Here is a 19,642-nt window from a genome sequence, read left to right as displayed (position 1 = left end):
GCAGGCACCGCGCCCGCTGCTCCCCTGTCCGGAGCGCGCGCGGTGCCGTCCGATGGCACCCTTGTCTTCCCTGCTCCACGAACAGCCCCTGCCTAGGTGAACAGAACAATGAGCGAAAAAGTGAGATTCCCGAGCGTCGTCGGCCCCGAGCTGGCCGGAGCGATCGACCTGCCGGACGGCGAGATCCGCGGCTGGGGGATCTTCGTACACGGGTTCACGCTCGGCAAGGGCTCGCCGGCCGCCTCGCGTGTCAGCAAGCAGCTGGCACGCGAGGGGATCGGCATGCTGCGCTTCGACAACCTCGGGATCGGGGACTCCGACGGCGACTGGGGGGACGGTTCCTTCACCGTCAAGGTCCAGGACACGATCCGTGCCGCGGCCATGATGGCGGAGCGCGGCACTCCGGCAGACCTGCTGGTGGGGCACTCATGGGGAGGCGCCGCCGCCCTGGCCGCCGCGGCCGAGGCAACCGGCGTCCGCGCGGTCGCCACGATCGCGGCGCCGGTCGACCCCAGCCACGTCGAGCGACAGTACGACGCGGTCGTGGATCGCGTGCTCAGTGACGGGTCGCACGAGTGGTTCGTCGGCGGGAGGACCCTGGTCCTCAAGCGCGCCTTCGTCGAAGACGTCCGCCGTGCGCACCTGCGCGACCGGATCGGCGAATTGGACCTGCCGCTCCTCGTCATGCATTCGCCGACCGACAACACCGTCCATATTGACAACGCCGGAGAGATCTTCCGCGAGGCACGACACCCGCGGAGCTTCGTCTCGCTCGAAGGAGCAGACCATCTCCTGACCGCCCGAGGACAAGCACAGCGAGCCGCCCACATCATCAGCGCCTGGGCGGATCAGTACATCGACTGACCGCGGCCCGCCGGGGACACGTCTCAGGCGGACGAAGTGCGCCGCCCCCTGGCGGACGACGTGCCCCCGGATCAGGTCAGCGGCATGGTGGGCACCATGCACCTCCCTCTGGCGAAGCCTTTGCGATGGGCACTTCGCCGTTTTGCCTCCCTGCCGGGTGAGAAGCCGGAAAGATGACGACATGACGGGGAGAGCGAAAGTCGTTGCGACAGCGGCGGCGCTGTGCGGCCTGACGGCGGTGGGACGGTCGTGGCGCTGGCGGTGAATCTGGGCGACGCAGGCGGAGGACCGGCCGGGCCGGTGCGGGCGCCGGGCGAGCGCAGCGTCGACGCGGGCGACAGCATCGGCGTCGCCGACACCGGCGACGAGGGGGGCCTGGCATGACCGCATGGTGGAAGAAGCTGCTGCGGCCCGCCGCCGTGCGAGCTGCCGGAGAGAGATCCGTGGCCATCTACGGTGACGCCCGCTCCCCGGTTGTCACGGGCGATAACGTCACGCTGACCTTCCATCCCCCGGGACCGGACCTGGAGCAGAGGTGGCGGGAGTGGGACGACCTGGTCGGCAGGGTCCGAACGCCCCGGTCCCCGTCGTCCCTGCTGGAGGCACACCGTGCGGTGGTCCCCTTCCGCGGCCGCGCGGACGTGCTGGAAGAGTTGGCGGCCTGGTGCGCCGAACCAGGCTTCGGCGTGCACCTGGTGTACGGGCCGGGTGGGCAGGGCAAGACTCGGCTCGCCCGCCGTTTCACCGACGGGCTGCAGGAAGGCTGGCACGTCCTCTGGCTCGCCCCCCATGCTTCGGTCGCCGACCTGTCGGCGCTCAGCAGCCCGCCCGGCCCGGTCCTTGTGGTCGTCGACTACGCCGAAGCGCGTGCGGACCAGTTGCTTGCTCTGCTGCGCGCGGCCCTGCGCAGCCCGGACGCGACACCGTTCAAGGTGCTGTTGCTGGCCCGCACCGCGCACGAGTGGTGGCCGGAGTTCCAGGACCGCGCCCGCATCGAGGACCTGTACGCGGTGCGAGGCACCCTCTTGCTGCCGCTGGAGCCGCACGCCGCCGATCGCATGGAGGCCTATCGCCAGGCCGTCGAGGCACTGGCCGCTGCCCTGCCCCGGGTTCCGGGGCAAGAGGGATCCGGCTGGCCCGCTCGTGCGGCACGTGTGCTGGCCCTGCCCGCGCACCGGTTACAACGCCCCGGTTTGGAGTGCGCGCTCACCTTGCACATGACCGCCCTTGCCGACCTGCTGGACGCAGCCGGGGAAGACGTCGGAGAAGGCGATGGCCGCCCGCCGCCGTCCCCCGCTCCGACCGGGTCGGCGGAGGAGCGGCTGCTGAGCCACGAACGGGTCTACTGGCGGGCTGTCGGTGAGGCGTCGGGCGTGCGCCGGACAAAGAAGGTCGAGGCCGCCCTGGCCGCTGCCTTCCTCTGCGGCGCACACGACCAGCAGGAGGCCCAAGCCCTTCTCGCCCGGGTGCCGGGCCTGGAACATCACAGCCCGGACACCCTCGGTGCCCTCAGCGAATGGATCGCCCAGCTGTATCCGCCGCCCGACCGGACACAGTTCTGGGGAAGCCTCCACCCGGACCGGCTCACCGAATTCTTCGTCGGGGGATGTCTGGCCAGCGGTCCCGAGCTGTCCGAACGGCTGCTGGACGGCGCCGGCGTGACCCAGGCAACTCGCCTGCTGACCGTCTCCGCACGCGCCGCCGGTCACCCCGCTCACCGCGACAGCCTGGACGCGGACCTCACGCAGCTGTGTGTCCGGCACGCGGACACCCTGGCCATGGCCGTCATCGACGTGGCCGTCCATGTGGAACGGCCGGACCCACTGCTGGCAGCCCTGCAGCAGCTGGCCGACGCCGCTGACCCGGATCCCGCACAGCTACTCCGGCTCGCCGGACACCTTCCGCGCCCCACCCACCGGCTGGCGGACTTCGCACTGCACCTCGCGCGCCGGCTGGTGCAGCTGCACCGGGACCGGGCGGCGCAGGACCCGACGCTCCTGCCCGACCTCGCCGGGCAACTGCGCCTGCTGTGCCGCCGACTCGGTGACGCGGGGCTCTGGGCCCAGGCGCATCAAACGGCCCTTGAGGCGCTGCGGTTGCTCACGCCTCTCGCCCGCCAGGATCCGCGTACCTACGAGGTCCAGCTCGCCGCATGCCTGCTGAACATCTCCGTGGCGCTGGGCGCCTCGGGGCGGCGCGAGGCAGCGGTGTTCCCCGCTCACCAGGCCGTCCGGCTCTACCGGCGGATCGGCCAGTGGGACGGTGGAGCGTCGCTGCCCGAACTGGCACACGCCCTGAACGCCGTCTCCAACGCCGAAGGGGAACTCGGACGGCTGCCGACGGCCCTGACCGCGAGCCGAGAGGCCATCGCGGTACGCCGGCAACTCGTCGACCAGCACGGCGACGCCTCCCGGCCCGACCTGGCCGCCGCCCTGAACAATCACGCCGTCCGCCTGCAGCAGGCCGGCCGTGGACACGAAGCGCTCGGCGGGGCGCGCGAGGCCGCCGAGCTCTACCGGGCCCTGGCGCAGGACCGTCCGGACGCCCATCGCGCCGGCCTTGGCATGAGCCTGGGCACCCTGTCCTCGTGTCTGCGCGACGCCGGCCGGCACACCGCGGCACTGCGCTGCGCCGAGGAGTCCGCTGACATCCGGCGCGAGCTGGCGCGCGAGCGCCCCGCCGCCTTCCAGCCGGCCCTGGCCCGCAGCCTGAACGCCCTCGCGATCGACCTGGGGAGGATGGGGCACCAGGACCGGGCCCTGGCGAAGGCCGAGGAGGCCGTCGGCCTCTACCGGACCCTCGCCCAACGCGACCGGACGGCCTACGCCGAGCCGTTGGCCATGAGCCTGAACACCTTGGCCTGCCAGCTGGAGAAGGCGGGCCAAGCGCCTCAGGCCCTGAGGGCCGCTCAGGAAGCCGTGGAGCTGTACCGACCCATCGCGGCGAGGAATCCGAGTGCGCACCGGGCCGACCTCGCCATGGCGCTGAACACACTCGCCGACGAGCTGGCCCAGACGGGCCGCGGCGACGAGGCACTTGAGGCCGCCCGGGAAGCCGTGAGTCTCTACCGAACCCTGGCCGACCAGCAGCCTCGGCCCCATCTCGACGCGCTGAGCACGGCATTGAACACGTTCGGCCTGCATCTGAAGGCCCTCGGCCACCTTGCCGATGCCCTGGAGGCGTTCGACGAAGCCATCGGGATCGGCCGCCGCATCACAGCCACTCCCCCGGCCGACGCCGCTCTCACCACGCTTGCCACAGCGCTGGCGAACAAGGCCGTGTGCCTGTCCGGCCTGCACCGGCCGCAGGACGCACTGCACACCGTCGAGGAATCGGTGCACGTCTACCAGGAGCTGATGCGCAAGGAACCCGAAGCCTGTCAGCCGCTGCTGGTCACCGCCCTGTCCATCCGACACCTGCTCCTCGTCGTCCTGGGACGTACCGACGAGGTGCCGGACGCCGTAGAGAAGACGCTGCGGGTCCGCGCCACCCTGGTGCGACAGGATCGCGCGGCTCACCTGACCCACTACGGCGACGAACTGACCCTGCTCGGTGTCACGCTCGCCCTCCGGGGGCGGTACGGCGAAGCGGCGGGCCCGCTGGACAGGGCGGTGGCCGTCCACCGGGAGCTGGTCGCCGAGGACATGCGGCACCGGCCGGTGCTGGCCCAGGCCCTGTTGGCCCTGGCATACGCGCTGAACGAAGCGGGCCGCCACGGTGAGTCATTACCGGTCGCGGAAGAAGCAGTCATGATCTGGGGCGACTCCCCTCCGGCAGATACGGCCCACCGGTCCCTGCTCGTGTGGGCCCTTTGCGCCCTCGGCACCCAGCAGCACCTCCACGGGCGGCCCGAGGCTGAGGCCACATTGCGCCGAGCCGCCGGCATGGCAGCAGACCTGCCCGACGACATCCCGGGCTCATCGCGCCAGCGACTGCAGGGCGCGGCACTGGCCGCCCTCGGCACACATCTGGCCCAGACCGCCCGTCCGGAGCTGGGTCTGCCGCTCCTCGCCCAGGCCGCCGACCTGCCCCCGGGAACGGACGAGGAAGCACGGTCCGCTCGGGCGGGCCTGCTGATCGTCTACGGCCACCACCTCGCCACCGACGCTGCCGACCACGAAACGGCCCTCGCGGTGACGCTCGACGCCGTGCGCCGCTATGAAGAGCTCGCCGCGCACAATTCGGCGGTCCATGAGCGCGAGGTGGCCTGGGCACTGGCCCACCTCGGCCTGCGTCTGACAGAAAGCGGGCGCTACGAAGACGCCGCGCAGGCCACCGACCGGGCGGTCACCCTGAGCCGTCGCCTGGGGACCTCGGCCCCTGCCTCGCACCGACTGCGCCTCGCCGTCTCCCTGTACGCACAGGCCCGGGCCGACTGGGAGGCCGGGACTGCCGGGACACGAGCCCAGGAGCACATCACCGAAGCCCTCACCATCCTGCGGGCCCTGGCCGAGCAGACCCCCGGGCTGGTCACCGCCTACCTCAAAGACGCGGAACGGACTTACGACGGGATGCACCCATCCCACCGTCGCCGCTTCCCCCGGCCCGACCGGTCACGACCACCTGCGTGAGGAGGCCGCCCGGTTCGGCGACCGGACCGATGTCCGGCGAGACCTGCCGAAGTGCGGCGGCGACCGGCTGGTACGAGAGGACGACCAGGGAGAATGCGATCACGGCGGTTCCGCCCCTCAATCCCTACGCAGGGGAGATTACGGGGCGTGGGTCACATACGGATCTCGGCAGAGCAGGGAACGAACGCACCCTCGGCAAGGCACAGCGGCGCGCAACCCCCTTCCTCAGCCTGCGCATTACTTACGCATGTCGAGGAACAGACACGTTCTCTCCCTTATGGTGACGCTGACTCAATACTGATAGCGAGGAGCAACCATCCATGGCGGTCTCGACCGGATTGCATGTCAGCCCGGAATTTCCCGCGATGCTCGAGCGGATTGACGCACTCGGCGGGGCGCTTGAGGCGGATGCGGACGCGGCCGAGGAACTCGGCAGACTCACCGAGGGTATCGGGCGGGCATTGCTGGGTGCTGGAGTCGTGAGGGCTGCCCTGCCGCAGAGCCTCGGCGGCTACGAGTTCTCCCCGCGCCAATTGACAGCGACGGTCGAGCGGGTCAGTTACCACGATTCCGCGGCTGGTTGGACGATGATGGCGCTGCAGTTGATGACCGGCACCACGGCGGCCTATCTCGATGCCGTTGCGACGGCCGAATTGTTCCCGGACGTCGCGGGCGGGGACCACGCGTTGCTGGCCGGTCACGGCACCCGGCCCGGCCGGGCCGTCCCGGTGGAGGGTGGCTATCTGGTGAGCGGCAGTTGGCAGTTCGCCTCCGGTATGGCGCACGCCACCCATATCCACAGTGCGATCCAGGTCGAGGGCACCGGGGAGCTGCGGGTGCTGGCGATGCCGAAGTCGCAGGTGGAACTCGTCGACAACTGGGATGTGCTCGGGCTGCGTGCGACGCACAGTATTGATTACCACTGCGCCGATGTGCTCGTCCCGTCGACGCACACGTATCTCGCCACGACGACGGACCCGGCCAACGGCGGCGCGATCTATCGCCTCGGACTGGTCAACATGGCCGCGATCGGACACACCGGTTGGGCGCTCGGTGTCGGGCGGCGCCTGCTCGATGAACTGAAGCTGGTCGCCGCGGCGAAATCCGGCACACGGAACGCCGCTGTCGACACCGCACAGTTCCACGCGGAGTACGCGACCGCCGAGGCCAGGCTTCGTTCCGCACGGGCGTGGGTGATGGAGGTATGGCGAGGCATCGAAGACACCCTGGACGCCGGCGAGTCGCTGAGTACCGAGCAGGACACTCTCCTCCGGCTGGCGCTCAACCACGCGACGTGGACCGTGCACGACGTGGGACAGACAGTGCACCGATGGGCGGGGACGGCGGCGATCCGGCGTGGGCCGATCGACCGGTTTCTGCGTGACCTGGGCACAGGAACCCAGCACATCACCTCGAGCCCCACCGTCCTGCAGAACTGCGGGAAATGGCTCAGCGGCGCCTCTCCCCAAGCGCACTGGGACTTTCTCGACTTGACGCCGTAACCGCCGGGCCGGCGAGTGCGCAACCGGCACGAAAGGGGCGCCGGCGTTCGCCCGCCGCTGATCGACAGGGCGGTCGAAGGACCGCATGTTGCCTATGACCGCAACGTCTCCGAAGGCGACTCCCCGAACTGTTGGCGGTACGCGAGTGAGAAACGGCCCGGGTGCAGGAAGCCCCAGCGGGAGGCGACGGCGGTGACGGTCGTGGCACCCGGGTCGGAGGCCAGGAGTTCCTTGCGTACGCGGTCCAGGCGGACCTCGCGCAGGTACGCGACCGGTGTCGTGTCGAGGTGCCGGCGGAAGCCTTCCTGAAGGGCCCGTACGCCGACGCCGACGCATTCCGCGATCTCCGCGACCGTGAGCGGCTCGGCGGCGTGTCCCTCGATGACCTCCATGGCGCGGCGGACCGCGGGCGGCGCGACGCGCGGCTGCTCGCCGAGCAGCGCCGACGTGTAGTTGCTGGGCTGGGCCATCAACAGCTGGGTCATAAGGAGCGATTCCAGCTGTTTCGTCACGACGGGCTGGCTGGTCATGCCGCCAGGACCCTCCGCCTCCCGGCGCATGAGGTCGACGATGTTGAGCCAGGACCGGGAGCCGGGCGTGGTGAGGTTCATACCGAGCGAGAAGGAGATCGGGCGGCGCACGGCACGGCCGAGCAAACTGCCCAGGTGTGATTCCAGCGACGACCGGTCGAACCACACGATCAGCTGCGGATTGCCGTCACCCCAGCGCATATCCAACTTTCCGGTCGGAGAGGGGACAGAAGCGAGTTCCGGGGACGAAATGATCTCCTCGCGGCCGCAGGTGATCTCGGCATAACCGGCGAGCGGTATCTGGACAAGGAAAAAGCTCTCCAAATCGCCCGGTGTGATCCGGACTTCCGTTCCGTAATCGAGGTAATAGAGACCTGTCCGGTCGAATGGTGCGCCGTGCAGCCGGGCGTCGAGCGTCGCCGAGCGCCGCATGATGCGCAGCTCATGCGGACAGAAGGCGCGGCCAACCTCGGCCCGCGCCTCCCAAATGTCCGCTGTATGGAACCGCTGGTGATTTGCGAGGGGGGACTTTTCAGCGGGCACGTAAACCTCCACCGCCGAGATGCGCGATCGGGACAGCAACCCGCGTGATCCGGATAGCGGGGGTGATCTTGCCATACCAAGATTGCCCCCTGGCCACCGCGGACCCGAGAGAATCCTGGGAATCAACAATGCAGGGAGTGCCGGGCCGGACTGCGCTCGTCGGAGGCGGAGTCACGCCCAGCGGACAGCCCGTCGCCTGCACGTTGCGCTTACTACGCGCGACCGGCGCGGCGAGGGCTGCCAGAGCCGTGCCCCGCACGTCCCGGCACCCTTGCCCCTGTTGTCCCTGCTGTCCCGGTTCGCCGATTCGACCGGGTCCCTCTAGCCGGCCGGGTCACCCGGGGCCACCCCCCGGCCCTACGGGTGACCTGGTCTCCCGCGGCTGCCCGCCGGCCCCCCTCCGGCGGGCAGCCGCATTCCCCACAGCTGCCCCCCACTCGGTGACGCCGCCACGTGCTGAAACGCTGCACAGCGCACGGCACCGCACGGCACCGCTCAGAAAACCGCACACCCCAACCCCGGAGATCCCCTCATGCGCAAGATCACGATCGTCGGAGCCGGCCAGGCCGGTCTTCAGCTCGGTATCGGCCTGGTCGACCACGGTTTTGACGTCACCCTCGTGTCCAACCGCACCGGAGACCAGATCCGCGAGGGCCGGGTCATGTCCAGCCAGGCCATGTTCGGCACCGCGCTGGCCCACGAGCGCAACCTCGGCCTCGACTTCTGGGGCGACGCCTGCCCGTCGATCGACGGTCTCGGCGTGAGCATCGCCGACGGCCAGGGCGGCCGGGCGCTCTCCTTCGACGCCCGCCTCGATGCCACCGCGCGCTCCATCGACCAGCGCGTCAAGATGCCACTCTGGATGGGCGAGTTCGCGCGCCGCGGCGGCCGTCTGGAGCTCTGCGAGGCCGGCATCGAGGACCTGGAGCGCTATGCCGCCGAGTCCGACCTGGTCATCGTCGCGGCCGGCAAGGGCGAGATCGCCGGGCTGTTCGAGCGGGACACCATACGTTCCCCGTACGACGCTCCGCAGCGCGCGCTGGCCCTGGCGTACGTCAACGGTATGGCACCGCTGCCCGACCGCCCCGGTGTCAGCTTCAACGTCATCCCCGGTGTCGGTGAGTACTTCACCATGCCCAGCCTCACCACCAGCGGCCCCTGCGACATCATGTTCTTCGAGGGCATCCCGGGTGGCCCGCTCGACTGCTTCGACGGGCTCGCCCCCGACCAGCAGCTGGCGAAGTTCCAGGAGCTGCTGCGGACGTACGTTCCGTGGGAGGCCGAGCGCTGCACCGAGGTCACGCTCACCGACCGGAACGGCACCCTCGCGGGCCGCTTCGCGCCGACCGTCCGCAAGCCCGTCGCCACGCTGCCCTCCGGCGCGCAGGTGCTCGGCCTCGCCGACGTCGTCGTCCTCAACGACCCGATCACCGGCCAGGGGTCCAACAACGCCTCGAAGTGCGCGGCCTCCTACCTCGCCACCCTCCTGGACCACGGCGAGCGCCCGTACGACACCGCGTTCATGGAGCTCGCCTTCGGCCGCTTCTGGGACAACGCGCAGTCTGCCACCGTATGGACCAACGCGATGCTCGGCGCCCCGCCGCAGCACGTCCTGGAGATCTTCGGCGCGGCGAGCGCCAACCCCCGTGTCGCCGCCCGCTTCGTCAACGGCTTCGACGACCCGCGCGACTTTTTCCAGTGGTTCATGGACCCGGTTGCCGCGAAGAACTACCTCGCGGAGGAAGGTGCCTGACAGGGCATCCGAGGGGCATAGCGAACTGACGCTACGTCAGCATCGACTGCAAGCGTAACGAGACAGGACAGCAGGACATGAGAAGGATCGCGGTGGTCGGGGCCGGGCAGGCGGGTGCCCAACTCGCCCTGGGGCTCCAGGCACACGGCTATGACGTCACCTTGGTCACCGACCGCGAACCCGACGAGATACGTCGCGGCCCGGTCATGTCCAGCCAGTGCATGTTCGACACCGCGCTGCAGAGCGAGCGCGAACTCGGACTGCACCACTGGGAGGACCAGGCCCCGGACATCTCCGGCATCGCGCTCTCTCTCATCGGTCCGCACGGCACTCCGGACGTCTCCTGGCGTGCCCCGCTGGAGGGCCCTGCCCACTCCGTCGACCAGCGGGTCAAGTGTGCCGCCTGGATCGAGCAGTTCGCGGACGGCGGCCGCGGCGAGATCGTGCTGCACGAGGCGGGCGTCAACGACCTCGAATGGTACGCCCGTACGCACGATCTCGTCGTGGTCTCCACAGGCAAGGGCGAGCTGAGCCAACTCTTCCCGCGCAACTCCGAACTCTCCCCGTACGACCGGCCGCGCCGTGCGCTGGCCCTGACGTACGTCACGGGAACGGCACCGCGGGAGGGGGAGAACGCCGTCCACTACCGCCTGGTCCCCGGCGTCGGCGAATACATCTCCTTCCCGGCCCTCACCACCACGGGCCCCTGCGACATCATGGTCTTCGAAGGCGTCCCCGGCGGCCCGATGGACTGCTGGGACGACATCCGCACGCCCGAAGCCCACCTCACCCGCTCACTGGAAATCCTCCACCGGTTCTTCCCCGACGAATACGAGCGCTACCGGCACGCCCGGCTCACCGACAGCGGTGGCGTGTTGCGCGGCAGGCTCACTCCGACGGTCCGGCACCCCGTCGCCCGCCTGGCCTCCGGCCGGCATGTCCTCGGCATGGCCGACGCCGTCGTCCTCAACGATCCGATCACCGGCCAGGGTTCGAACAACGCTGCCCAGGCCGCGACCCACTACCTCGACAGCATCCTCCGCCACGGCGGCGCCGAATTCACCCCGCAGTGGATGCAGCGCACCTTCGACAACTTCTGGCGCGGCTGGGGTCAATGGGCCGTCGGCTGGACCAACTCCCTCCTGGACGACCTGAGTCCCCACCACCACGGCCTCCTGGCCGCGGCGGCCGAGATCCCCTCGGTCGCCGGCGCCCTCGCCGCCGGATTCGACGACCCGCGCACCCTCTACCGCTGGTGGTTCGAGGAGGCCGAGGCACACCGCTTCCTCGCCGAGAAGCGCGCCCAGCACGCCGCCCGCTTCGACGGCCGCGAACTGCGCCGCGCGCTGGGCCAGTACGCCACCGGCGTGACCGTGGTGACGGCCCGCGCCCCCGACGGACGCAACGTCGGCATGACCGCGAACTCCTTCACCTCCGTCTCGTTGAACCCGCCCCTCGTCCTGTGGTGCCCCGGCAAAAACAGCCCGAGCCTCCCGGACTTCACCGATGCCTCGCACTTCGCCGTCCACATACTGGCCGCCGACCAACACCACCTCTCCCGCCAGTTCGCCACCCCCGCCGACGACAAATTCCACGGCATCCCCACCACCCCGGGCATCGCCGGCACCCCTCTTCTGGACGGTGCGGTCGCCCGCTTCCAATGCCGCACCGTCCAACGCCTCGACGCCGGCGACCACATCATCTTCCTCGGCGAGGTCGAACAGTACGAGGCCGACGGCGGTACTCCTCTGGTGTTCCACTCGGGCTACTACCACGTGGCGACGAAGCATCCAGATCTGTGACCGGAGCACGAGCCGGTACGCGTCGGCGGCACGGACGCTGCCTCCGCGTCCGTGCCGCCGCCGTCTTGCGTCTGCCCGGCGCGCCCGCGTGACGCCGCCGGTCTCAGTGCGGTGGTCTCAGCCCACCCGTACGTCCTTGCCGGTCAGCTCCGCCCGAATGCCGTTCTTCGTCACGGAGATGTCACGCAGCCGAATGTCGCCCGGCAGGTTGTCCGGCAGCTGAGCGGAGAACTCCATCTGCTGGGCGACCTTCGGCTCCCGGAGCTTCTGCAGTCCCTGGATGAGCGAGGGGTCGATGCCGGTGGGCTGGAGCAGCGAGGGATGGTCCACGAGTGTGTCCAGCACGCGGCCCTTCATCATCCGCTGCGGACTGACGTGCTGCCCGGTCGCCTGTTGCAGTTCGCCCTCGTCCAGCTTGTCGGCGACGGGTGCGGTCAGCTGCACGCCACCGCCCTTGCCCGGTACGTACGTGAGCAGGCCGGGCACCACCACGCGCGTGTCCTGCACGGTCATGCGCAGGCCGCGGTCCCCGGTGCGCTGCAACTGCGCACGCCCCCGGACCTGGGCCTGCTTGTCACCCACCGGCAGGTCGCCGCCGGCCAGCACCGTGTTCTTCCCGGGGCCGGGCCGCAAGTGGATCTGCGACGCGCCGACTTCGCGGTTCAGGTCCTTGAAGTCCAGCAGGACGTCACCGTGCACCCGGCTCAGCACCGCGCCCTTGACCGAGGACGGCAGGCTGCCGACGATCCGGATGTCGTCCACCGTCCCCTTCACCTGCGCGACGGAGACCGGCCCGGCGTCGACATCGGGGACGTCGACCTCGACGTGGTCGATGTCGCCCGCGAGCACCTGCCCGATGAACGGGACGCTGTCAATGTGCACCTCGGGCTCGGCACGCAGCTTCAGCGCCTTCTGCACCTGCTGCGCCGCCAGGTTCTCCGCGTAGAGCACGGCCCACCGGTCACCGAGCGCGAGAAACGCAAGAACGACGGCCAGCGCGACGGCCACCTTCGCGGTCCTCCGCACGATCCGACGCGGCTTGCGCCCGGCCGCCCGCGGGTGCTCCTTCTCGTCGCCGGTGATCGGGGCGTCAGTGCCTGCTTCGGCTGCGGATGCGGATCCGGCCGGGCCGGCTCCGGTGCCGGCGCGCGAGTCGGGGCCGTTGTCGGGGCCGGCGGTGGCGCTCCAGGTGTCTGTACCGGAACCGGGGCCTGCGGCCTTGCCCTGGGTCGACGAGGCGTCAGGCTCTTCGCCGCCCCGGGCAGGCGGCTCGTGCGGGCCCTGGTTGTTCGAGGCCGGGCCGTCCTGTGGGGCACGGCTCGCCGGTACCCGCGCCGTGGAGTCTGCGGAAGGTTCGTTGGAGAGCATCGCCACCATGCGACCACAGCCCGGGCACTCGAACCAAGTCGTGCGCAGCCTCCGGGACATCCGAGACGCCTCCGAAGCGGCGGGGCCGGTGCCGTGCCCGAGCCCCGCCCCCGTGATCATGAAGGGGCGGAGCTTTCTTGTTGCTGCCGGGAGGCTTGCGTCAGCGGGTCCTGGTGACCGCGGGCGGGGACCAGGTGCCGTCGAGGACACTGGACTTGGGCCGGTACATGCGCAGGATCATGGAGAACCGGCCGCTCGGTGCGGGCAGCCAGTTGGACTGTTTGCCTGCCGGTGCGTCGTGCTGGAGGTAGATGTCCGTGGAACCGTCGGGGTTGCGGGTCGGCTTGACGGCGTGGCCGACCTCGTAGCGGTGGAGCGGGTTGCGGACCAGGAAGCCGTCCGGGTCGTACATCGTGAGGGACCAGAAGGCCTTCACCGGCGGGGTTTGCCCCGGTGCGAAGTGGAGGACGTACCGCTTGGCTCCGGTCAGTGGCTCGCCCCGGCTGTCGGTGCGGACGATCGGGTAGACGGCGTCCTGGGGGCGGTTGGCGCCCAGCCCTTGCCAGGCGGTGGTCGCGCGCAGCAGGTAATGGGTGCCGTAGTCGCCCAGGTTGAGCGAGACGCGCCAGCCGTTCACATCGTTTCCGGAGGTAGCGAGCGCGGCGCGGATCCGCTTCTGGGCCGCGGGTACGGCCCGGCGCAGGGCTTGTGCCGTGGCGGGGCCCTTGGCGTTGATGTCGAACGGCCGGCCGGGGACGATGCCCAGGCGGGCCAGGGTGGCCACCATGCGCGCGTCCTTCTTCGCGGGCGGGTTGGTGGCCATGGACGAAGCGAGCTGGGAGAAGAAGGTCTGCGCGTCCATGCCGGCGACGCGGGCGGCCGGCGAGGTGGCGGGGACGTCCGGGTCGACATGGCCCGGCGGCGGGGTGTGGTGGTGGCCGTAGTCGCGGAGTGGTGTGAGGGTGTAGTGGCGCACCAGGGCCTTGACCGCGGGCAGGTCGGAGGGGCCGTTGAACTGGGTCCGGCCGAGGATCCATGCGGTCTGGGTCGGCGACTTGATCTGCTTGACTCCGGCGGGCAGCCGGCCGTGCCAGCCTGGGCCGGTGAGGGCGAAGTCGCCCGCCGAGCTGCCGGTGGTGCGGGTTCCGGGGGAGGCGAAGACGTCGGTCCAGGCGTTGAGCATGGGCATCATGAAGTACCGGCCCTTGGTGTCCGGCACATGGAGCACGACCGGCCCCTTCTTCAGGTCCAGCCACGCCGAGGTGTACAGGGTGTCGACGTTGGGGGCCACCACGGTGTGGAACTCCGGGCCGGGAGCTCTGTCAGCCTTGGCGAACTGGTTCACCGGTGCCCGCAGGGTCGCCGGGTCGGGCTTGCGGACGTTGGTGGACGCCTGCTCGGTGGCCCGCGCCAGGACCAGTGGGTAGCCGTAGACGTAGGCCTTGACCGCGTCGGCGGTGGTGGCAGGAGCGGGCGCGGGGTGTGCCGTGCTCGCCTGGGCCGCTGTCACCGGCGGGGCGGACAGGGCGAGCACGGCCACCCCCGCACCGGCGGCGGCACCCCAGCGGCGGAGTCGTCGCGTTGCGTTCATGAAGGCTCGTTCCTCACAGGGCTGTTGTCGGGTTGACGGCCGGATGCGGTGGGCCGGGCGGCCGACACCGTGCAGCACGAAGGTCAGGTCGTCATCGCCTCACTGTCGTCCCACCGACGGGCCGGGACAACCGGCCCGGAGGACACGTCAGACGGCCTATCGTTGTGACGTGTCACAACGCAGCGCGCCGTCGGCCGAGGCCCCGGAACCGGGCGAGGACATCCGCGAGCAGGTGGTCTTGATGGCCACTCGTCTCGAACCCCGGATCAACCCACTCGCCAGACTGGTCGTCGAGCGCCAGCGGGCCGAGGTACCCGGCTTCGACCGTCTCCCGGACGACATGCAGGATCTGGAGATCGCCTCGGCCGCCCGCCGCACGTTCCGCGGTTTCCTCCGCAGCGTGCAGGGCCTCGCGGACACCGACGCCGAGGTACTCCGGGAACGCGCCACCCAGCGCGCCGCGGAAGGCATCCACCTGACCGGGCTGCTCCGGGCGTACCACGTCGGCGCCGAGGTGGTGGCGGACGCGCTCTGCGCCGCCGCCCGCCCCGGGGAAGAGGCCGCCCTGCTGTGGCTCACCCGCCGGCTGTTCACCACGGTCAACTCCCTTGCCGAGCAAGCCACCGAGGCGTACCTGCTGGGGCTGGCCGACCAGCAGGCGGCGGGACGGGAACTGGCCGCGGCACTGCTCCGCGGTGACGCGCCGCAGGAGGTGGCCGCCCGGTGCGGACTCCCGCTCGAACCCGGCTACCTCGTGCTCAGTGTCCGCGCCCCGGTGCCCCAGGAGCCGGTGGCCGCGCGACGGCTGCTCCACCAGGTCCTGGTCCGGCTCGTGCCCGCCGCGGACGGCCGAGCGCTCAGCCTGCCGAACGAACAGGGCGGCCATATCCTGCTCCCACTCGGCACACCCCACGCCGACCTCGTCCGGCACCTGACCACCGGTCTGTCCCGCCCGGTGATCGCGGGGGCCGCCCTCGCGGCCACGCCCGGGGACGTTCCCGCGGCCGCGGAACAGGCGCACCGGATCGCCGCCATCGCCCGCTCCCCCGGCGTGCACCGGCTCCAGGACGTACTTCTCGATTACCATCTGGCCGGGTCCAAGGACAGTGCCCCGGAACTGGCCGCGCTTCTCGACCCGTTGGACGGCCACGCGGGTCTGGTCGAGGCCGTCGCCGCCTTCCTCGACTGCGACCTCGACCGACGCCGCACGGCCCGGGCGCTCAGGGTCCACCCCAACACCGTCGACAACCGCCTCGCCCGAGCCGCCCAACTCACCGGCCTGGACCCGCACACCACACACGGCGTACAGCTCTTCGGCGCGGCCCTCGCTCTGCGCCGGCTCGCTGAGGGCGCTCCAACCGGCTTTCCGGGCGGCTGAATGAAGTGCGCGACGAGGCCCGGCTGCCGGGCCTCGCAACGGTGCGGGAAACGGCTCACCGGAACACGGAACGTCTCACAGGAAAAGACTCAGACGACCATGACCCGGCGCCCGCGCGTGTGACCGGCCTGGCTGTCGGTGTGCGCCGCCGCGGCCTCGGCGAGAGGGTACGCCTTCTCGACCGGGATGTGGAGCTTCCCCCGTGAGATGAGGCCGACGGCCTCGGTGAGTGCTTCCGGCATGCTCCCCGCCACGCCGGAGAACCGGACACCGAGGTCCGGCGCGGCGAGATCGGCGATGGAGATCACCTTCTGCGGATCCCCGGTCAGCTCGACGAGTTCACGGATCACACCCGAGCCGGCCAGATCGAGCGCCGCGTCGACGGGGCCGAACTGCCGCACCCGCTCGACCCAGCCCTCGCCGTATGTCGTGGCGAGGGCACCCAGACTGCGCAGATAGTCCTGGTTCGCGGCTCCGCCCGTGCCGATCACCGTGATACCGCGCTCGCGGGCGATCTGCAGCACCGCCGATCCGACTCCCCCGGACGCACCGCTGGCCAGCAGCGTCTGCCCGGGCCGCACACCGACCCCACGGATGATGCGCAGCGCGGTCTCCACCACGGAGGGGTACCCGGCCGCCTCTTCGAACGTCAGCCCCTCGGGCATACGGGCCCAGGCCGACAGCACGGCGAACTCGGCATAGGTACTCGCCCCTTCGCCGAAGACGTGGTCGCCGGCCTCGACCTCTTCGACGCCCTCGCCGACCTCGTCCACCACCCCGGCGGCGTCCTGCCCGACGCCGGCGGGCAACTCGACCGGGTGGGCCGCCAGGATCTGGCCTTCGCGGACCCTCCAGTCGACGGGGTTCACGCCTGCCGCCCGTACGGCGATACGTATCCGACCGGGGCCCGCGTGGGGCTCCTCGGCATCTTCGAGTTGCAGAACGTCCGGACCGCCGAACTCGGCGAAGCTCACTCTCTTCATGCCGTGAACGTAGCACTAACGGTTAGCGTTTTGGAACAGTTCCGTATTTGTTTCTGATAGCGTCAGGGCATGACCGTGCAGTCCGGACGCCGCGAGCGCAAGAAGGCCGCGACCCGCCAGAAGATCGCCGACACCGCTTTGCGGCTGTTCCTGGAACGCGGCTACGACGCGGTGGGCATCCGTGACGTGGCCGCCGAGGCCGACGTGGCCGTCACCACCGTCTTCTCCCACTTCGCCTCGAAAGAGGCCCTGGTCTTCGAGCAGGACGCAGACTTCGAGCAACGCCTCGCACGGGCGGTCACCGGCCGGGCGCCGCACGAACCACTCATCCCTGCGCTGCGCCATGAGATCCATGCCCTGGTGCTCCATTGCACGGCGGACAGCGCCGCCCCGATCTGGCGCATGATCGAAGCCTCACCTGCCCTGCGGGAGTACGAGGAGTCGATGAGGCTGCGTCATGCGGAGTCGCTGGCAACGGCCCTCGCCGCCGATCCCGGCCTGTCACAGACCACAACGGCCTGCCGGACGATCGCGCGGTTCGTGATCGACGCCTATTCGCTGGCCCGTGAGGCGGCCGACCCGGAGGCCGCGGTGGACGAGATCTTCCAGATGATCGAGGCGGCATGGAAGGTCACCGGCCCCTCTGAACGGGCGTGAGGAACTGTTCCTCCGGTCTGTTCCCCCGGCAGGGCAGGGGGACGGCCCGGCGGGGGGCGCGCCGGCAGTCCCCGTCCACAACGTTCCGCAGCGCTGCTTGACCTCGGGTCAGGCTGGGGACACCTGGCGTGCACGGCTGCCGGCCAGGAGTGCCGCCCGGCGGACCGTACCGGCTGAGGCGGCCAGCAGCGGCATCCGCACGGCCGGGCTGGGAATGCGTTCCTGGGCGTGCAGCACTCCCTTGATCACTGTCGGGTTCGGTTCGGCGAAGAGGGCGGCGGACAGCCGGGCCAGCTCGGCGCCGAGTCTGCGGGCGGGTGCAGCGGAGCCGCGGTGCCACAACGAGATCAGTGCGGCGAAGTCGGCGGTGCGCAGGTTGGCCGAGGCGACGATTCCGCCGTGGGCGCCCGCCGCGACGAGCGGTGAGAGGACGACGTCGTCGCCGCCGAGCACGGCGAAGCCGGGCTGAGGGGCGCCGAGCACCTGCACCGTGGTCGCGTCGATCACGCCGGTCGCGTGCTTGATCCCGACGATCCCCGGCAGTCGGCTGAGCGCCGCGATCGTGCCGGCACTGAGAGTCTGTCCCGTGCGGTAGGGGATGTCGTACACGATCAGCGGCATGCCGCCGTGTTCGGCCAGCGCGGTGAAATGCGCCAGGGTCGCCGCTTCGCCGGGCCGGATGTACGGCGGCGCGGGAACCAGCGCCGCGGCTACGTCGCCGGCGGCCGCCAGCTCGCGCAGCGACGTGATGGCGGCGGCGGTGTCATTGGTGCCGACTCCGACGATCAGCGGGGCGCCGTGTGCACGGCAGGCGGCCGAGCAGATGCGCACCACCGTCTGCTTCTCCTCCGCGGTCAAGGTGGCCGCTTCCGCGGTGGTGCCGAGGGCGACGAGCCCGGAGGCGCCGGCCGCAAGCGCCTCGTCGGCGAGTCGGGCCAGCGCATCGGGGGCCAGGCGCAGGTCGGTGGTGAACGGGGTCACCAAGGGGACGTAGAGGCCGTTGAAAGCCGGATCGGGGTTCATGGTCCAAGCCTGACGCACACCGACCCGGTAGATCCATTTCTGATTTCTACCTCTACGCCTAAGCTGAGCTTATGCTCGATGTTCGTCGTCTCCACCTGCTTCGCGAACTGGACCGCCGGGGCACCATCGCCGCCGTGGCCGAAGCGCTGACTTTCACCGCATCCGCCGTCTCCCAGCAGCTGGGTGTGCTGGAGCGCGAGGCAGGCGTGCCCTTGCTGGAACGCAGCGGCAGGCGCGTGGTCCTCACGCCCGCCGGCCGGTCCCTCGTCGCCCACGCCGACGCCGTGCTGCAACGCCTTGAGCTGGCCGTCGCCGAGCTGGCCGGCGCCCGGGACGGCATCGGCGGGCCGCTACGTATCGGGACCTTCCCCTCCGGCGGCCACACCATCGTGCCCGCCACGCTGGCCGAGCTGGCTCAGCGGCATCCCGCGCTGGAACCGATGGTGCAAGAAATCGACTCCGCCCGTGTGTCCGACGGCCTGCGAGCCGGCGAACTCGACGTCGCCCTCGTCCACGACTACGACTTCGTACCCGCCTCACCGGACACCACCGTGGACGAGGTGCCCCTGCTGGAAGAGCCGATGTACCTCGTCACCGACACAGCGCCCAGGAAATCCAGCCGCAGCGACACCCTGGCCAAGCTGCTCGGGCCCTACGCCGAGGCTCCGTGGATCACCGCACGGGACGGCACGACCGGTCACGCGATGGCCGTACGCGCCTGCCAGGCAGCCGGGTTCCAGCCGAGGATCCGCCACCAGGTCAACGATTTCCGCACCGTGCTGGCCCTGGCCGCCACCGGACAAGGAGCCGGTCTCGTACCGGAGATGGCCACTGCGCAAAGCCCCGACGGCGTGGTGTTGACCAAGTTGCCGTTGTTCCGCCGGTCGAAGGTCGCCTTCCGCGCCGGCGGCGGTACGCACCCGGCGATCGCCGCCTTCGTGGCCGCGGCAAGTGCGGCAGTGCGCTGCATGACCGGCTCAGGGCTCGATGAGCAGACCTCGACGCCCCGTACGGGCGTGCGCCGTACGGACTCCGCACCGTGAACGCGCCCCGTCTCGTCGCCCTGTTCCGCGCCGG

The 19,642-nt window shown here is 70.6% G+C and carries 14 protein-coding genes; 9 read left to right on the top strand and 5 right to left on the bottom strand.

Annotated features, from left to right (window positions below; translation table 11 throughout):
- Positions 1-120: 120 nt before the first annotated feature.
- The 4 genes from ABZ851_RS14600 to ABZ851_RS14585 all read left to right on the top strand — a co-directional run bounded on the left by ABZ851_RS14600 (position 121) and on the right by ABZ851_RS14585 (position 6,937).
- Positions 121-864, top strand: a complete 744-nt coding sequence (locus ABZ851_RS14600; protein WP_361126401.1) for an alpha/beta fold hydrolase — start codon at positions 121-123, stop codon at positions 862-864.
- Positions 865-1,086: 222 nt separating this feature from the next.
- Positions 1,087-1,248: a hypothetical protein gene (locus ABZ851_RS14595; RefSeq protein WP_361126398.1), complete on the top strand. Its 162-nt coding sequence runs from the start codon at positions 1,087-1,089 to the stop codon at positions 1,246-1,248.
- Positions 1,245-5,435: a tetratricopeptide repeat protein gene (locus tag ABZ851_RS14590; RefSeq protein ID WP_361126395.1), complete on the top strand. Its 4,191-nt coding sequence runs from the start codon at positions 1,245-1,247 to the stop codon at positions 5,433-5,435. Before ABZ851_RS14595 ends, ABZ851_RS14590 begins: the two co-directional genes overlap by 4 nt.
- Before the next feature lie 320 nt (positions 5,436-5,755).
- Positions 5,756-6,937 (top strand): acyl-CoA dehydrogenase, encoded by a 1,182-nt coding sequence (locus ABZ851_RS14585; RefSeq protein ID WP_361126391.1) that lies wholly within the window; start codon positions 5,756-5,758, stop codon positions 6,935-6,937.
- A gap of 92 nt (positions 6,938-7,029) precedes the next feature.
- Here ABZ851_RS14585 and ABZ851_RS14580 read toward each other — a convergent pair whose 3' ends face one another.
- Positions 7,030-8,022: an AraC family transcriptional regulator gene (locus tag ABZ851_RS14580; RefSeq protein ID WP_361126388.1), complete on the bottom strand. Its 993-nt coding sequence runs from the start codon at positions 8,020-8,022 to the stop codon at positions 7,030-7,032.
- A 520-nt stretch (positions 8,023-8,542) separates the two neighbouring features.
- Between ABZ851_RS14580 and ABZ851_RS14575 the strand changes: the two genes are divergently transcribed.
- Together ABZ851_RS14575 and ABZ851_RS14570 are read left to right on the top strand one after the other, a co-directional pair.
- Positions 8,543-9,763, top strand: a complete 1,221-nt coding sequence (locus ABZ851_RS14575) for a styrene monooxygenase/indole monooxygenase family protein (RefSeq protein WP_361126386.1) — start codon at positions 8,543-8,545, stop codon at positions 9,761-9,763.
- A 77-nt stretch (positions 9,764-9,840) separates the two neighbouring features.
- Entirely contained in the window at positions 9,841-11,565 is a 1,725-nt protein-coding gene (locus ABZ851_RS14570; protein WP_361126383.1) for a styrene monooxygenase/indole monooxygenase family protein, read from the top strand.
- A 117-nt stretch (positions 11,566-11,682) separates the two neighbouring features.
- Here the strand turns inward: ABZ851_RS14570 and ABZ851_RS14565 are convergent, their stop codons facing one another.
- Positions 11,683-12,933: a DUF2993 domain-containing protein gene (locus tag ABZ851_RS14565; RefSeq protein ID WP_361126380.1), complete on the bottom strand. Its 1,251-nt coding sequence runs from the start codon at positions 12,931-12,933 to the stop codon at positions 11,683-11,685.
- Positions 12,934-13,093: 160 nt separating this feature from the next.
- Complete coding sequence (locus tag ABZ851_RS14560) at positions 13,094-14,524, bottom strand: DUF1254 domain-containing protein (RefSeq protein WP_361126377.1); 1,431 nt, start codon at positions 14,522-14,524, stop codon at positions 13,094-13,096.
- Positions 14,525-14,693: 169 nt separating this feature from the next.
- Here ABZ851_RS14560 and ABZ851_RS14555 point away from each other — a divergent pair, with 169 nt between their 5' ends.
- Complete coding sequence (locus ABZ851_RS14555) at positions 14,694-15,902, top strand: helix-turn-helix domain-containing protein (protein WP_361126374.1); 1,209 nt, start codon at positions 14,694-14,696, stop codon at positions 15,900-15,902.
- 89 nt (positions 15,903-15,991) lie between these two features.
- Here ABZ851_RS14555 and ABZ851_RS14550 read toward each other — a convergent pair whose 3' ends face one another.
- A complete protein-coding gene (locus tag ABZ851_RS14550; RefSeq protein WP_361126371.1) occupies positions 15,992-16,885 on the bottom strand; it encodes an NADP-dependent oxidoreductase in 894 nt (297 codons plus the stop codon).
- 69 nt (positions 16,886-16,954) lie between these two features.
- Here ABZ851_RS14550 and ABZ851_RS14545 point away from each other — a divergent pair, with 69 nt between their 5' ends.
- A complete protein-coding gene (locus ABZ851_RS14545; RefSeq protein ID WP_336048455.1) occupies positions 16,955-17,542 on the top strand; it encodes a helix-turn-helix domain-containing protein in 588 nt (195 codons plus the stop codon).
- Positions 17,543-17,650: 108 nt separating this feature from the next.
- Here the strand turns inward: ABZ851_RS14545 and ABZ851_RS14540 are convergent, their stop codons facing one another.
- Positions 17,651-18,565, bottom strand: a complete 915-nt coding sequence (locus ABZ851_RS14540) for a dihydrodipicolinate synthase family protein (RefSeq protein WP_361126368.1) — start codon at positions 18,563-18,565, stop codon at positions 17,651-17,653.
- Positions 18,566-18,636: 71 nt separating this feature from the next.
- Here ABZ851_RS14540 and ABZ851_RS14535 point away from each other — a divergent pair, with 71 nt between their 5' ends.
- Positions 18,637-19,608: a LysR family transcriptional regulator gene (locus ABZ851_RS14535; protein WP_361126365.1), complete on the top strand. Its 972-nt coding sequence runs from the start codon at positions 18,637-18,639 to the stop codon at positions 19,606-19,608.
- Positions 19,609-19,642: the final 34 nt, after the last annotated feature.

The sequence above is a fragment of the Streptomyces sp. NPDC047049 genome, from assembly GCF_040643995.1.
Lineage (GTDB): Bacteria > Actinomycetota > Actinomycetes > Streptomycetales > Streptomycetaceae > Streptomyces > Streptomyces mooreae.
Note: the sequence above shows the minus strand (reverse complement) of the source record. Positions and strands in the feature narration are given on the sequence as shown.

Excerpts from the sequence above, each read along its gene's own strand:
- ABZ851_RS14575 (WP_361126386.1), top strand. The coding sequence starts at position 8,543 with ATGCGCAAGATCACGATCGTCGGAGCCGGCCAGGCCGGTCTTCAGCTC.
- ABZ851_RS14535 (WP_361126365.1), top strand. The coding sequence starts at position 18,637 with ATGCTCGATGTTCGTCGTCTCCACCTGCTTCGCGAACTGGACCGCCGG.
- ABZ851_RS14550 (WP_361126371.1), bottom strand. The coding sequence starts at position 16,885 with ATGAAGAGAGTGAGCTTCGCCGAGTTCGGCGGTCCGGACGTTCTGCAA.
- ABZ851_RS14560 (WP_361126377.1), bottom strand. The coding sequence starts at position 14,524 with ATGAACGCAACGCGACGACTCCGCCGCTGGGGTGCCGCCGCCGGTGCG.
- ABZ851_RS14585 (WP_361126391.1), top strand. The coding sequence starts at position 5,756 with ATGGCGGTCTCGACCGGATTGCATGTCAGCCCGGAATTTCCCGCGATG.
- ABZ851_RS14545 (WP_336048455.1), top strand. The coding sequence starts at position 16,955 with ATGACCGTGCAGTCCGGACGCCGCGAGCGCAAGAAGGCCGCGACCCGC.
- ABZ851_RS14590 (WP_361126395.1), top strand. The coding sequence starts at position 1,245 with ATGACCGCATGGTGGAAGAAGCTGCTGCGGCCCGCCGCCGTGCGAGCT.
- ABZ851_RS14565 (WP_361126380.1), bottom strand. The coding sequence starts at position 12,933 with ATGCTCTCCAACGAACCTTCCGCAGACTCCACGGCGCGGGTACCGGCG.
- ABZ851_RS14570 (WP_361126383.1), top strand. The coding sequence starts at position 9,841 with ATGAGAAGGATCGCGGTGGTCGGGGCCGGGCAGGCGGGTGCCCAACTC.
- ABZ851_RS14540 (WP_361126368.1), bottom strand. The coding sequence starts at position 18,565 with ATGAACCCCGATCCGGCTTTCAACGGCCTCTACGTCCCCTTGGTGACC.